Annotated in this window: 11 protein-coding genes; all 11 read right to left on the reverse strand. The window is 45.3% G+C overall.

Going from position 1 to position 15,736, the window contains the following annotated elements; translation table 11 throughout:
- Positions 1-32: 32 nt before the first annotated feature.
- The 11 genes from NC796_RS04480 to NC796_RS04530 all read right to left on the reverse strand — a co-directional run bounded on the left by NC796_RS04480 (position 33) and on the right by NC796_RS04530 (position 15,718).
- On the reverse strand, positions 33-1,505 hold the full coding sequence (locus NC796_RS04480) for a sulfatase-like hydrolase/transferase (RefSeq protein WP_310682489.1): 1,473 nt from the start codon (positions 1,503-1,505) through the stop codon (positions 33-35).
- A gap of 28 nt (positions 1,506-1,533) precedes the next feature.
- Entirely contained in the window at positions 1,534-2,928 is a 1,395-nt protein-coding gene (locus tag NC796_RS04485) for a sulfatase-like hydrolase/transferase (protein ID WP_310682491.1), read from the reverse strand.
- A 116-nt stretch (positions 2,929-3,044) separates the two neighbouring features.
- Positions 3,045-4,514, reverse strand: coding sequence for a RagB/SusD family nutrient uptake outer membrane protein (locus tag NC796_RS04490; protein WP_310682493.1), 1,470 nt, complete (start codon positions 4,512-4,514; stop codon positions 3,045-3,047).
- Between the two features lie 68 nt (positions 4,515-4,582).
- Complete coding sequence (locus NC796_RS04495; RefSeq protein ID WP_310682495.1) at positions 4,583-7,906, reverse strand: TonB-dependent receptor; 3,324 nt, start codon at positions 7,904-7,906, stop codon at positions 4,583-4,585.
- Positions 7,907-7,946: 40 nt separating this feature from the next.
- Positions 7,947-9,041 carry a FecR domain-containing protein gene (locus tag NC796_RS04500; RefSeq protein ID WP_310682497.1) on the reverse strand — a complete coding sequence of 365 codons (1,095 nt, stop codon included), beginning with the start codon at positions 9,039-9,041 and terminating at the stop codon, positions 7,947-7,949.
- A 233-nt stretch (positions 9,042-9,274) separates the two neighbouring features.
- Positions 9,275-9,835: a sigma-70 family RNA polymerase sigma factor gene (locus tag NC796_RS04505; RefSeq protein ID WP_310682499.1), complete on the reverse strand. Its 561-nt coding sequence runs from the start codon at positions 9,833-9,835 to the stop codon at positions 9,275-9,277.
- A gap of 476 nt (positions 9,836-10,311) precedes the next feature.
- On the reverse strand, positions 10,312-11,313 hold the full coding sequence (locus tag NC796_RS04510) for a Gfo/Idh/MocA family oxidoreductase (protein ID WP_310682501.1): 1,002 nt from the start codon (positions 11,311-11,313) through the stop codon (positions 10,312-10,314).
- A 43-nt stretch (positions 11,314-11,356) separates the two neighbouring features.
- A complete protein-coding gene (locus NC796_RS04515) occupies positions 11,357-12,241 on the reverse strand; it encodes a sugar phosphate isomerase/epimerase family protein (protein ID WP_310682503.1) in 885 nt (294 codons plus the stop codon).
- A gap of 60 nt (positions 12,242-12,301) precedes the next feature.
- A complete protein-coding gene (locus NC796_RS04520; protein ID WP_310682505.1) occupies positions 12,302-13,105 on the reverse strand; it encodes an SDR family oxidoreductase in 804 nt (267 codons plus the stop codon).
- A gap of 2 nt (positions 13,106-13,107) precedes the next feature.
- A complete protein-coding gene (locus tag NC796_RS04525; protein WP_310682506.1) occupies positions 13,108-14,136 on the reverse strand; it encodes a zinc-binding dehydrogenase in 1,029 nt (342 codons plus the stop codon).
- Positions 14,137-14,332: 196 nt separating this feature from the next.
- The gene (locus NC796_RS04530; protein ID WP_310682508.1) at positions 14,333-15,718 is read right to left on the reverse strand and encodes a sulfatase; all 1,386 of its coding nucleotides are present in this window, start codon (positions 15,716-15,718) and stop codon (positions 14,333-14,335) included.
- Between the last annotated feature and the right edge of the window lie 18 nt (positions 15,719-15,736).

Here is a 15,736-nt window from a genome sequence, read left to right on the forward strand (position 1 = left end):
AATCTTCAATGTTATGTAAAAATGCAGGTTAATCATATTGACGCCGCTTCCCTGCTCTTTTTTATCCGTTCCTCAAGAAGTACCCTCAGGGAGTCCAAAATTGGTTTCTGTTCAGGATTCATGGATAAATTATTGGTTTCATTGGGATCAGAGGCAATATGATAGAGCTCCTCAAATATCAATTCATCCGGCTTCTTCAGGTCATAGGTCTGAATTAATTTCCACTCTTTTGTACGAATCGCGTAGTGTGGTTGCGTTCCGTGTACCGGTACCGGTGCCTCGTAAAAAACATGATCCCTCCAAGGCCCTTCCTTTGTATTTCCGGTTCCCAATAAATGTTTAAAACTTTTGCCCTGAATATCAGACGGGATATGGATACCGGCCAGATCCAGTGCGGTTGGCATTATATCAATATTTAGCATCAGTTCATCTGATTCGCTGGACTGTACTTTCGGACCCGATACAATCAAGGGGACCCTGATTGATTCCTCGTACGCCAAAACCTTGCTGGTTAACCCGTGTTCTCCCATAAACCAGCCGTTGTCGCCCATTAAAATTATATACGTATTTTCCGATAAACCCAGTTGATCGACTGTTTCAAAAAGCTTTCCAAGTGCAGCATCCATATCCGTTACGGCCGCGTAATATCCCCTGATATGACTTTTTAGCGGGTAAGACCGCGAATATCCATACTCCAATGCCCGTTGATGGGGCCTGTTGCTTTTAATGTACTGTGGTTTGCCGCTGAAGTCGGGCGGCCATGTTACAGGCAGCGGCATGCTTTCCGTTGGGTATCGGGTAAGTGTTCTCCCTTTGGCAGGCCAGCTGAAATCTTCATCCATGTGGGGTGCCCATGTATTTAACCACATGAAGAAGGGATCATTGGAACCGGAAATTTCTCGCAGATAATCCGTTGCTCCCTCCACCGTCACATCCTCAACAAATCCTTTTGTCTTGACTTTTTGGCCGTTTAAGGTATATTCAACATCCCAATAAGGGACCAACCCGTGGAAATAATATTCATAATCAAACCCCATTGATTCAGGGGAATTGGAAATGTGCCATTTCCCAAATACGGAGGTTTTGTAACCTGCCTCTTGAAAATAGTGGGCAACAGATTTCAATCCCCGCTTCACCGTGTTCTGCCTTTGGCTCATAACCCCATTCCTGCTGCCGTATCTACCCGTTAAAAAAGCGGCTCGGCTTGGAGTGCATATAGAAAGCGTTACAAAAGAATTGGGGAAGTAGTATCCAGAGTTAGCCAGGGAATCAATATTAGGTGTATCGATAAGGGCGTTACCCGACTTGCCCAGGGCGTCCCACCTGTGATCATCGGTATAAATGACAATAAAATTGGGGCTCTGTTCAGCTATGTTTTGATGTAAAGATGCCGGTTTTAGAGAAAGTGCAAAACACAACCAAATGAGGAGAAACTTTAGCAGTAATGTCCCACGGTCAGGTAACCCTTCTTTTATTATTGAGCTATATATAGTTCTTTTTATCATTCCCTTAACCAATCCCTAAAATGAAATATTAATACTCTGAATTGTCTGAATTGGAGGAACCATCGTTCAGGTTTTGTTTATTAAGTTTGTTGAGGGTTTGCTCAAGCATCTGCAGTTCAGTCCTCGTTGCTTCATCCACCGTTGTTTTATCAACCTTAACGGCATCCTCAGGATAGGGTTGCACTTTTTTGTAGGTACTCTCATCAGTCACAATCCATTTTTTTGTGCGTAGGTACCGACCCTGTTCCATTTGAACATGAACCCATCTTCTGGGTTGATAAGAGCTCTGCTCACCGGTGAGAATGTTAGCAAAACTGTGTCCCTGTATAGCCTGATCCGGTAACGGTGCACCGGCAATTTCACATAAGGTTGGCAAAAAATCCGCCGCCTCAATCAAATTATCATTTATACTTCCCGCCTGGATTTTTCTAGGCCAGCGAATTAAAAGTGGCACAAGGGAGCCGCGATCGGTAAGGGTCGCTTTCCCTCCATATAAAGTCTGATCTCCAAATTTACCGTACAAGTGCTGGTCGGTTCCATTATCGGTTAGAAAAACTACTATCGTTTCTTTTGCAATGCCCAGTTGGTCCAACGTTTCAAGTAATCGCCCGACATTGTGATCCAGTCTCCGAATCATATCCGGGTAATATTTTGGGACCCCGTAGTTGATTCCACTGGAGAGGCTACCGGCCATACTGGACTCTTTGCTGCCGGGAGTTGGGACCCAGGGGAAATGAGGAAGTAAAGAGGTGTAGTACGCCATGAATGGCTGTCCCTCCTTGTGACTTTTTCGAATAAAGTCCGTTAGAAAGTCGACCATTACATCAGGGCCATACCGGTCCTTAATTTCTTCGTGCACAATCTCGCCGTCCCTACGAAAGTATGGGTTGTGATACCTGGTAGTCCGTTCATTATCAGCCGTCATAATCTGCCAGAACTGGTACGTATCAAAACCGAAGTCATGTACCCAATCCTGTTTCGACAAAAAAGACAGCTGCCACTTGCCGGCGATAGCCGTTTTATACCCGGCTTTCTTTAATTGCCGGGCAAAACTGGGCTCTGAAGTATCAAGAACGTCATTTTTATGTCTCTCATAATCTGAAATTGGGAACAACGTGTTTGTCGCATACGGATAACGCCCCGTCAGCAGCTCGGACCGTGTGGGAGTGCAATAGGGATTCACAAACATGTGAGTAAACTTCATCCCCTCGTTGGCAAGTCGATCAATGTTGGGGGTTTTAACTAAATCGCCGCCATAAGCACTTATCCCCTCCAACCCGAGATCATCTGCCAGGATGAAAAGAATATTCGGCTGTTCCGCTTCTGCACTCCCGGCGGCGGTAAGTTGAGGTAAAGAAAGGACTAAAAAAAGAAAGGCAACGATCGATAAAAGCCTATTGCAGAACGAAGTTAATCTTGGCATACAACGATATCTTGTATTTGTTAATAGCCACAGATTGACACAGATAGAACCAGATTTTAAAATTTAGTTAAAGAGTCTGTGATATCTGGGCAAATCTGTGGCTCATGCTGTTTATTCTACCACCCGGGATTCTGATCATCTTCTGTAAGTGCACCGTTATTATCTATTTCTTCCTGGGCAATCGGCCACTTTAGATATTTCTCGGTAATTGGTTTACCCAATCCCTGGATAATTTCAAGTGCGGTGCCAGTACGCACAAGATCGAACCAGCGTTTGCGCTCCATGATAAACTCTTTTCCCCGTTCCAGGAGAACAGAATCACGAAACGCCTCCTGTGACAGCCCGGAAGAGAGGTCCACACCACCCGGATCTGCCACCGCCGGATCTTGCCCATACGCTCTTCTTCTTATCATATTAACAGCTTCATAAGCTTCAGAGGTAGGCCCTCCATTGGCCATGGTTGCTGCTTCGGCAAAAATGAGTATCGGCTCAGCATATCGCATGATCGGCATGTCCACTCCCTCATCGGCAGGGCTGCCCCTGAATTTACTAAATAACATGTTGATCGTTGGATCCAGGTATTGCGTTTCTTCTCCGCTGTACAGAAAAGCGTTTCGTCTCAGGTCAGATGAATTTTCGGTTGCCCATTCTCCCTGCCCGATAAATGAGTCCAATTCTCCCCACCAAGCAAAAACACCGCCGCTGGAGTACCCGGCTGCAGGTTTGTGCAACCAACCGAGCCAGCCAGCTGGAATACTCTGGGTATACTGAATGGAGAAAATTTCTTCGGGATAACTGGTGACGCCGGGACCAAACATTTTGGTGTGAAAATCTTCGGATGAGCTTACCTGAACCAGGCTGAACTCACCGGAATCCATTACTTCCCTGGCCTTGGCAGCGGCATCGCCCCAACGTTCAAGCGTCAGATATACATCGGCCAACAACGTTTTGGCGGCCCAGCTTGTGGCACGGCCGTGGCTGGACTGGTCGTACGAACCCGGCAAATTGTTTTCCGCAAATTGCAGATCCTCCATTATCAGACTATAAACTTCATCCTCAGATGCACGTGGCAGATCTGTTTCTGATCCCTTAGTAGGTTGAGTGCGCAAAGGGACGCCGCCAAAAAGGCGAACCAGGTTAAAATATCCCAGCGCCCTGAGAAAACGAGCTTCTCCCAAATACTGGTTCTTCAGATTCGGGTCCATGTCAATATCGGGAACACCCGAAATCACGCTGTTAGCCCGGTTGATACTTTCGTAAATAGCACCATACATATCACCGATCCGGCCAATATTTTGGGCGTTGAGCTGGTATTGGCCAACCGGGGCCTGGCTGCCGCGCCCATTAACGTAATCGGCGTGCATCTCGACCATAGCAGTAAACCAGCGATCGTAATATGAGAAATTGCGCAGGGAAGCATAGATCCCTTTCGTAGCAGCATCTGCTCCGGCCTGGCTGCTAAATACCCCCTCTTCCGAAAGGAACGTTTTGGGCTCTTCATTCAATACCGAGTCACAGCCGGTACATAGTATGACAAGTACAAGTAACAGTCCTAGTTTCGTAGGTGAACGACGTAATGATTTCATGGCTAATCCTGATTTAGTATTCAATTTCTTAATCCTGCACATATGAAATCCTGAGATCTTTATGAATTTTAGAAACCTATTTGAGTCCCGATCGTGAATGATCGATTACTGGGGTATGAACCGCGATCCACGCCAATTCTAAGATCCCCACTGCCCCATGAGTTAACATCTGGAGTAAACCAAGAGTAATCTGTAAAGGTCGCCAGGTTCTGGCCACTGACATATACAGTTGCAGCTCTCAATGGTATATTCAGCTCTACAACAGGTAAAGTGTAGCTTAATCGAACATTGTTTATGCGCAAGAAGGAAGCATCTTCGACAAAGAAGCTCGATGGATTTGCATTAAGGGTACTGGTAGCTCTCGGGAATGGTGCATTAGGATCAGGGTCATCCGGACGCCAACGATTTACCACCGCTTCCAGCTGGTTATATCCACGATGCATGGAAACGGCTCCTCGTTCTTTATTTGAATTCCATACCTCTTTACCAGCCTCGCCCTGAATCAGAGCACTCAGACTAAACCCTTTGTAGTTAAAACTCATGGAGAGTCCATAGGTAAAGTCGGGGTACGGGTTACCAAGAATTACACGGTCATCATTATTTACTTCACCATCTTCATTTTGATCTACATAGTTGAATAACCCATTCTCTGTTAATCCGTCTTGTTGGAGACCATAAAAGGCAGACAACGGTTCTCCTTCCCGAATGATATTTGCAGGTCCCTGAATATTGACATCCTGTGCAATAATGTCAGCACCACGTGCGAGCCTCTTCACTGTATTTTTATTGGAAGATATATTTCCACTAACACTCCAGTTAAACTCCCCTCTGACAATATCGGCGCCGAGCTCAAGTTCTACCCCTTTGTTTTCAACCGAACCGACATTTCTGAGGATTGATCCGAATCCGGTACTTGGAGGCAGGTTTACAAGTGCCAGCAGATCAGACGTGTCTTTGTAGTAATAGTCGGCACTCAGTCTGACGCGCTGCTCCCAAAGATCCAGGTCAACCCCCACATCGATCTGTTCCGTAGTTTCCCACTGAAGTTCGGGATTCCCAAGGTTAGCAGGGGCAAATCCAACCGAGGAACTCTGGCCCAACACTAATTGCTGGGGTGTCATACGCTGTAGCGACTGAAATGGCTCTATGGCCTGATTTCCAGAAAGTCCCCAACTCAAACGAAGTTTAAGATTAGAAATCTGTTCAATTTCCTGGATAAAATCTTCTTCGGAGATCCTCCATGCAAAAGCTGCGGAAGGGAATGTTCCATACTTGTTGCCTTCACCGAATCGGGAAGAGCCATCTATTCGACCCGTAAATGTAAAGAGGTAGCGATCTTTAAGGGTATAATTCACGCGACCCAGCCAGGAAATAAGGGTCCATTCTTCGGACCCAGTATTTGGGGCCGTAAAGTTTTCCCCTGCCCCAAGATTGTTATTAAGCAGATCGTCGGTCACAAAATTGCTGGCAGATACATTGACAAATTCACTCTCTTCTTTCTGCCACGTAAAACCAGCTGTTGCATTAAACCGGTGATCCTCTCCAAAAGTGCCCTGGTAGTTGACGGTATTTTCATTTAAGAATGTGGTTGTGGTACTTCGGGATTCAGAACCTTCTCCTGCAGGAAGTCCGCTCTGCAATACCCGTGAGGTAAACCCATCAACCTCATTATTTACGTTGTCAATACCTCCCAATATCTTAACAGAAAGTCCGTCTGCCAGTTCATACTGGGCGGAAATATTTCCGAGGATCCTGTCAGATGTCAACCTGTTCAAATTTTCCAGTGCCAGTGCAACCGGGTTATCGCCAGATCCCGGGCTAAAGGGGAATTGCTTCAATTCAGTACCCGGAGTAAAATTACCTTCTTCATCCCGTGGTGTCATTATTGGTGGAGCCATAAAAGTATTAATCATGACGTTACTACCGTCTCCCCCCTCTTCGGTATTCACCCTTTCACTCTGTGTACGAGAGACATACAGCGTTGGCGTGACCTGTAACCGCGGGGTCACGTCTTGATCGAGATTCAATCGCAATGAACCCCGGCTAAAGTCTGACCCGATAATGGTACCTTTTTCATCAGTATAATTTGTTGAAACGGCATAACGAGTGTTATCATCGCCTCCGGAAGTGCTTAACGAATAGTTCTGCTTGAACCCTGCCCTGAAAATCTCATCCATCCAATCGGTATTCACATCAGTAACTTCACCTGGATTTGGAAAGGGTTCCGCAGCACCGTCATTCCGCGCCCGTTCATTGGCAATTTCGACAAACTGCTCGGCATTCATTAAATCCAGCTTATTCTCTACCTCGGAAAAGCTAAATGAGGTTTCAAAATCTACTCGCTGTTGCCCCTGGCTACCTTTCTTGGTTGTAATGAGGATTACACCGTTGCTACCCCGTGCCCCATATATGGCAGTAGCAGATGCATCTTTAAGTACATCGATGGACTGGATATCGGCAGGATTGATGGATGCAAGCAAATTTGTATTTCCACTACTTCCGCTGATGATAGGAACCCCATCAACCACATATAACGGATCGCTGCCACCCAACACAGAATTTTGACCACGAATACGTATTCTTGTTCTTCCTCCCGGGGCTCCGTTACTTTGCACAACCCGTACACCAGCTAATTTCCCCTGCAAAGCGTTATCGAAAGAGGTTGTGGGTTGGCTGGCTAAATCTTCTGATGACACCGAACTAATGGATCCGGTTAAGTCTCTTCGCTGCTGTGTCCCATATCCCACAACAACCAGTTCTTCTCCTGAAACTGCTTGAACAGTTAAAGCTACATTTATCTCTGTCCGTCCATTAATAGGCACTTGTTGCGTTTCATACCCAATAAATGAGAAGACGAGCGTATCCTGCAAGGAAGGGACGTTGAGTTCATATTGGCCATTATTGTCGGTTGAAGTACCGGTTGTTGTCCCTTTTATGAGTACATTGACCCCAGGTAATGGTGCTCCGGATTCAGCGTCTGTAACCGTACCCTGTATCTGCTCAAGTTGCTGTTCATTACTTTTTTGAACGTATTTTGAGAAATCAAATGAAATGGCAAATGTTCGATTATTAAGTCGAGTGTATTTTAAATTATATGGAGCCAGCAACTTTTTTAGCTCATACGTCAAGTTTTCGCTTTTCCCAATATCCCTGGGCGCTGAAACGCCTTCCAGGAGCTCCATCTGATACATAAATGAAATATCGAACTTCTCTTCCAGGCGCTTAAGAGCTGTAACAAATTTAACCCCTGAATTTGTACTGGCCTTGATATCCTGTTCAAGTGTCAACTTGACCTGTGCCAGTGTTTTACCATTTTCCTGTGCTTGAATAACACCTGAATACACAAACAAAAGTAATACGATTAGTGATAATCCCTGTATCCACTTTTTCATAATATTTCCCCATAGTTTAGTTTGAATTAATTTTGTCTATTCACTGATCATCATAATTACTTGATTCATTTACAGTACTTGGTTTGTCAGTTTCTATCAGATAAGATTCATCTCCCTGCTTATGTATCTTCAGATGTAATACCTCCTCCAGTCCTTTCAGTAAAGTGGTCAGATCAGGATTCCGCAGAGTACCAGAAATTTTTTCCTTTAACAGGCCCGGATCCCCAACTTCGATCTGGACCCCATAAGTCTGCTCAATATTTTCAATCACATCTTCAAGAGGAGCATTTTTAAATACTAATTTGCCTTTCAGCCATGCGGTATAAACAGAGGTGTCTACTTTCTGAACCTGGAAATCTGCTTCACTGGATGAAAATTGGGCTAACTGCCCCGGTTTTAACCTAAACTGTCCAGTAACTTCATTTGCAGAATCCTTAAGCAATACTTCGATACTTCCTTCCTCCAGTACCACACCGGTACGCCCGGACCTTGTGTTTACATTAAATCGTGTTCCCAGTATCCTGATATCACCATCCGGGGTATGCACAATGAAGTTCCGCCTTCTTTCATCCGGATTTCTGGTAATCGAAAAGTATGCTTCTCCTTTAAGCCAAACCTCAACTTTAGATCTGTTGAATTGTTCGGGATTATAGCGCAGGGTTGAATTGGCGTTTAATCTTATTGTGGAGCCATCACTGATATTAAGTGCACCCTTTTCTCCATACCCAACCTCGATGGTTGAGAATAGTGGTTCTTGATCAATTTTTTGAGACTGGTGCCTGTTAGTAAGAGTAAATACGGCCACAACAGCAATGAGAAGAGCGATAGCTGCCGCAACAGCCCACCGATACCCAGATCTATTCTTGAGGGAATTACGTTGGCGGTTAAAAGTGGTGCCGTCTATCTCAATACGTTGATGCAATTTTTGCAATTCAGTTTGAATATCGCCTGCATCCTCCTCAAATGGTAAATTGTATAGTTTCTCAGCTTTTCTCTTGACCTCTTGATGTACCGGATCCCGAGATACCCACTCCTCCCATTTATTCTGCTCCAATGGATTGGCTTTCCCTTTAATCCAGCGACTAAAGGATGGGTCGTCTACCAGATCTATTAGTATTTGTTCGGATTCTGTCACGGATTTTTGACCTGCTTTACATTTTTTTGTTGATCATTCACTTATCAAAAGCAAGACATACTCCGGATCTACTCAAATAATTTGATCTTTTGGGGCGATTTTCTGTAAAAGCACCGAAATGGCTTCAATAAATCAGGATGGAGGGCCTAGAAAAGGACGCCAAAGAAATTACACCTTGACCAAAAATTGTGGAAAGAGTACAAGGATGGTCTGTCCACAAATTGAATAAATATCTACTCATCAAGAAAAGACTTCAGCGATTGTATTGCTCGATAAATGTTATTGTATACACTTTGTCGATTCACTTCCATTACCTGGGCAATCTCAGCGTTGGTAAGTCCGCTGTAAAACTTTAGAAAAAGAGCCTCCTTTTCTCTTTTATTAAGCAAATCCAGACCCCGTTTCAACTCTCTCTTTTGTTCTTCTTTTAGTTCTTCCTGTATCATAAGCTTCTCATGATTAATTACATGTTGAAAGAATTCTTCAGAATACGCTCTATCCCTGTCGTGCCTGTTTTGTTTAATTTCGGCCTGCCTGTAGATTGCTCTTCTTAGTGAAACGTAAAGATATGATCTGATATACTCTACTTCGGAAAGATTATCTCGCTGTTCCCAGATTGAATAAAAAAGTTCCTGGATACTATCTTTTACCAATGCCCTGTCAGAAACAAGCTTCAGCCCATAACTAAGCAGTTGGGAATAATATTTCTTAAATAGCTCAGATAATGCGCTCTTATCCCCCGTAAGGAGTCGTTCCCACAGTTTTATGTCCTCAGAGAAACTTACCTGATCCACACGTATTATCCCTATATCCTTTGGAACTACCGTTTGCGGGACACTCTTTATTTAAAAATGTACCACAAACTTGCTTATAACACCTGTTTTCAGGATGCTCAAACTCAATAAACCCTGAAAAACCCTAAATCTATACTAATCAACACCTTACACCAATATATCTGTCCTCAAAGATGCCCATTTCTCTTATATAGTTAACATATGTTATATAAAGGACCCCATTTACCAGATCTACTCATAAAATCTTAAATGATACGAGTTCGACTTTAGACAAATTTGTCAAGGGAACGGTTAAGCCGACTTTTAAAGAGCAGATTTCACTCAACATTGAAATTATTTCACAAGTTGGACATAAAAAGCCCGCAAAAGACTATGCAAAGCCCTGTAATGAGGTTGGACACAGGTCGTGCATAGTTAATTGGCTATACTGGAGGATGGAACTGTGAGAATCCCAGATACAGAGCCAAATAATTCGCCTAAGAAATTTTGTTCTCATATATTTCCAAGATTAGTTCCGTTGCCAGCCGAGCCGATTTCCCGTCTATAAGCGGTGAGCGGTCTTGCTTGATGGCCTGGACAAAATCCTTGACAATATTTTCATGTCCAGAAGTATCGCTTACACTAGCGCTGGTAGCCCCACTGTGGATCTCCTCGGGTGCCGATTGGGAGGGATTTTCCATCCCCTCGATCTGCCAGCTGGTGATAATGTCATTTTCCAGCACAACGGTACCTTTGTCGGAATGAATTTCCAGTTTTCCATCGAAGCCCGGCTTTGCAGAGGTAGAAGCTATAATCGTACCGATCATGTCGTCCCCGTGTTTAAGGATCGCCGCTCCATGATCTTCTACTTCAATATCATGGGTAAAGGTGCCATATGAGCTGATGATTTTGCTGGGCATCCCAAAAAACCAGCCGTAAAGATCAACGTTGTGGGAGGCCTGCTGCATGAACGGTCCGCCCCCGTCTATGTCCCGGGTTCCACGCCAGGCACCGCTCTCGTAATAAGAATCGGGGCGATAATTCTTAACCGTCATATCCGCGGCAAATATGTTACCCAGTTTTCCTTCTCTTATTAAATTATAAATAATCTTGTTGTCAGGATTCGTCCGACGCTGATAAGCAACGGCCAGTTTTACATTGTTGGCATCACAGGCCTCAATCATTTTGTCCATCGCCTCTCGAGTAATATCAAGCGGTTTTTCGGTGAGTACATGCTTGCCAAGGTTTGCCGCCTCAATCGCCCCTTTGTTATGCATTCCATTAGGTGTTGCCAGTATAACTGCATCAAAATCATTTTCTATCTCCCTAATTGATTGCCCCATCTCTACGGAAGAATTGATATGATCTGGGCGTTCACCTGAGCGTGATACCATACCGACAAGCTCCATACCCTCTAGCTTATTCAGTACTGTTGTGTAGGTTCTGCTGATATTACCAGACCCTATGATGACAAATTTAAAATCAGACATTTTTTCCATTAAAAACTCCTCTTTATGATTATTAACTCTTTAATTCATATACTCAAGGCCAATACTCACTAATCTTACCGCGTAGAAAAGACACGCTGCGTTCCAGCTGATCCAGCCCTTCGACGCCGTCCTCAATGCTGATCCAGCCGTCAAACCCAACGCGTTTTAGCTCTCCAAAGATGGCATCATAGTCGTTGAGTCCCTGCCCGATCTCTCCATGTTGCAGCCGTTCAGCATATCCCTCAACTCCAACCTCCTCTTTCCTAAGATCTTCGGGAGTACCTTCCTTCAGGTATCGATCACTGGCATGCATTGTCACTACGCGATCCGATATTTTCTTTAAAAGCTCAATGGGATCATCCCCCGCCAGGATCGCATTGCTGGGATCGTAGTTAACTCCAAAATTCGGATGACGAATTTGATCCACCAATTCACAATAGAGATCCATCTTTTGGGCAAACTCTGGATATTCCCAAAAGTCATCCTTATAGTGATTTTCCAAAATAAGCGTAATGCCACGTTGAGCGGCATAGGGCAGGCATTCCTCAATCGATTCTGCCGCAAGCTGTATCCCCTCTTCCCTGGAAAGTTCCGGGCGCCGCTGTCCCGACAGTACACGACAATACGTCCCACCCAGCTCATGAATCATATCAATCCAGTATTTCTGTTTTTCAATCTCTTTTTCTCGAAATTCCGGATCTGGATGCGTAAAATCCGGAGAGCAACACAGCATCGGGATCTCCTTTCCCTGGTCCTGAACTTCTTTTCGAAATCTGGTCCAGTTTTCATGGTCCTCCATTTCCAGGAATCCTGAATACCATTCCAGTCCGTCGACCTCTAGTTCTCCAGCCAGATTTATCCACTCAGAAACGCTCATGGTTCCATCTTTGCAAAGCTCCTGCATGTACGCCTTGGGAAAAGCAGCTAGTTTAGGCATAAATTGGTTATTGGTTCCGGGAAAGATGCGATTATTTTACAGCTTTTCTTAGATCTTGGTTCATTCTTCTCTTTTGGGAATGGTAGTCTCATCTTTAGGGGGATTTCGCCCGATAAGAGGGTACTGTTCCAATTCCATCACCTGCCCGCTAACCGGTCCACATTCATCCGAAAGCCAGTAAACTGCAGCAGAGGCTATTTCTTCAGGTTGCAAAATACGTCCCGCCGGGGCATACGTCTCGGGCAGCTGGGTATACCAATTTTCATCCAAATTTTGTGCACGCTTTCGTTCAATCTCTTTTTCTGTAAGCACCCATCCCGGATTGATCTGGTTGACTCTTATACCTTCTTCCCGCATCAGGGTATCGCCGAGATTCCGCGTCATGGTCATGAGCGCCCCTTTGCTCATACTATATGCCAGCAGATCCGGTTCTCCACTCCAGGCATTTACCGACCCAATGTTCAACACCGAACCATCTGTTTTGGAGAGATAAGGGAGCGCCGACTTGATCAGTTGAAACGGGGCATAGGTGTTTACCTGGAAGATGTTTTCCAAAAATTCCAGGTCTGTAGTATGGATATTGGATGAAGCAACCATCGCAGCATTGTTAACGAGTCCATCCAGTTTGCCATACTTCTTTAATGCACAATCGACAAGTCGCTGCGCAGCTCCATCACTGGTTAAATCCTCGATGTGAGCTACAGCTTGTTCCTTACCGATTTCGGTTACAAGCTCTTCACCTAGATTTTCCTCCAATCCATTGATCACTACCCGGGCACCTTCCCTGGCACATCTCAGGGCTATCGCTTTCCCGATGCCCATGGTACTGCCCGTGATGATAATCACCTTTTCCTTCAGTCGCATCTTTATTCAGGTTTGAGTACACTTTTGACAACTTCACCATCGTGCATTTTTTTGAATGCTTCTCTCCAATTTTCGATTGGCCATACGCCGCCAATTATGGGTTTTACATCCAGCTTCCCCGATGCCAAAAGCGCAATTACCCGCTCCCAGATCGGCCAGTTATGACTAAAACTTCCCTGTAGCGTCACGTTCTTCTGGACGAGGGGATCCAGTGAAAATCCGGGTGGTTTGGGTCCCCACCCGACTTTGGCTATGTGCCCATTGGGCCGGACCAAGTCCAATGCAATTTCAAGAGTAGCACTCACGCCAGCCGCATCTACGATGCAATCTGATCCCAAACCATCGCGCTCCCTGGCCCATTCGGTAGCATCCCCGATGATAGGCGTACATCCGTATTGTTCTGCAATTTTCAGTCGATCTTTATCACTTTCCAGCCCTACAATAGCGACCTCGGCCCCACTCAATTTCGCCATAGCAGCACATAAAATACCGATGGTTCCGGGTCCTAACACGATTACCCTGTCGCCGGGCTTGATATTCGAATTCCCGATCACGGCATTATATGCCACACAGCATGGCTCGGTAAGGCAGGCCTGTCTAAAATCCAGGTTTTCCGGCACCTGATGCAGGCAGCGGGCCGGCACTCTCACATATTTGGTCATGGCCCCATCCACGCCATAGCCAAAACCTTTGCGCGTAGGATCCAGGTTGTAGAGCCCTTGTCGACTCATAGGATTATCAGGATCAATAATCGCAGCAGTTTCACTTACTACTCTATCTCCCTCCTTCCAATTCTCCACACGATTTCCAACTTCAGCTACGTGACCTCCAAATTCATGTCCCAATACAACGGGATAATTCACAGGCCAACTGTGATCGGCCGTCCACTGGTGAAGGTCACTGCCACAAACCCCAATATTGGCCACCTCTAGTAGTACATCTTCATCACCGATCTCGGGTTTGGGAATCTCACGTATTTCAACGGCCCCTTCTTTAGAGGCATAATTAACGACGGCGGGGAAAGTACTCATTAAGCTTCGTTATTTGTTATTCGTCAATGGATTGTATCTATTGTGTCACCTAGATCTATTTCACAGACATAAAGCTGCATAGATATGAGATGGACACATACATTTTATGTGGCACTTTGTTTCTTGCCATTTGCGACAATAATTTCATGGAAAAATCCAGTATGGAACTTACAATACCAAATACCACACAGGTTACCTAGTCTCTCCACGGCACTGTAGCTCCCTCTCTAACCGGGGCCAACTGGTCTTCACCTCGAACAAGATTCTTTTCATGTTTCTTAACTAGATCCATAATCTCTGATATCACTTCCGGATGTTTCTGTGCAAGGTTGTATTTTTCAGAGGGATCCTCTTCCAAATTGTACAACTGCGGTGGGTCGTGAGAGACAGGTTTGTCCCCGACATAAGCCGACTGTGTTATAAAATGTGCTTTCCAGGGACCTTTGCGAACCGCAAACAGCTTTTCTGATCGGTAATAGAATACGACATCCCGAACATTTTCTTGCTTGCCAGTTAGCACAGGCATCAAATTTACACCATCGATTACACGATCATCGGGTTGCTCGGCACCCGCCAGGGCTAAGGATGTGCTAAACAGGTCCATAGTGGTTCCTAACGCCTGGGTAACTTGTCCTGAAGAAATTGTTCCAGGCCACCATGCCAAGGCAGGAACCCGCATTCCTCCTTCCCATGTGGTACCTTTTCCATCCCGTAGCAATCCGGCAGATCCTCCATTTTGATCCATAGTCAGCCACGGACCATTGTCACTGGTAAAGAATACAAAGGTATTTTCCGCAAGTCCCAGTTGTTCCAGTTCGTCCATAATCTGCCCGGTACTCCAGTCGATCTCTTCTATCACATCCCCATAAAGACCACGAGTGCTGGTTCCCCGAAAGTCCTCTGAAGCATACAGTGGCACGTGAGGGAAGGTATGAGCGAGGTACAAGAAAAACGGTTTATCTTTATTCTCGCGGATAAACTTCAGGGATTCTTCCGTATACCTGGGTGTAAGGGTGCGCTGCTCGGCCGGTTGTTCTATAATTTCTTTATTCCTCATCAACGGAACTGGCTGCCAGGCTTTGTTATCCATGTCATTGCTGTATGGAATCCCGAAGTAGCTGTCAAAACCGTTGTCCGTTGGCAGGTAGGGTGTTTCGTGTCCGAGATGCCATTTACCAACTGCGGCTGTTGTATAACCTTGCTCTTTCAGAGCTTCCGCTATCGTCACTTCTTCTGGTGGTATCCCTTTTGCTGAAAACGGGAAAAGAACACGGAATTCTTCGCTCATCATCCCACTACGCACTGGCAGACGTCCCGTCAAAAGTCCGGCACGGCTCGGGGTACAGACAGAAGCAGCAGTATAAAACTGGGTAAATTTCATCCCTTCCTCAGCCATCCGGTCAAGGTTGGGCGTCCGTATTGTTGGATGACCATAGACGCCTGCATCACCATACCCCATGTCATCAGTAAATATGATAACGATATTTGGACGATCGCTACCGTCATTTTGTGCCATGACATCTACATTTAAAACAAGAGCTGATGCTATCACTACCAGTACGAAGATACATTTTTTATACATCGATTAGACCCTGTTTGT

It is taken from the genome of Aliifodinibius sp. S!AR15-10 (assembly GCF_031569985.1).
Taxonomy (GTDB): Bacteria; Bacteroidota; Rhodothermia; order Balneolales; family Balneolaceae; genus JAMQKA01.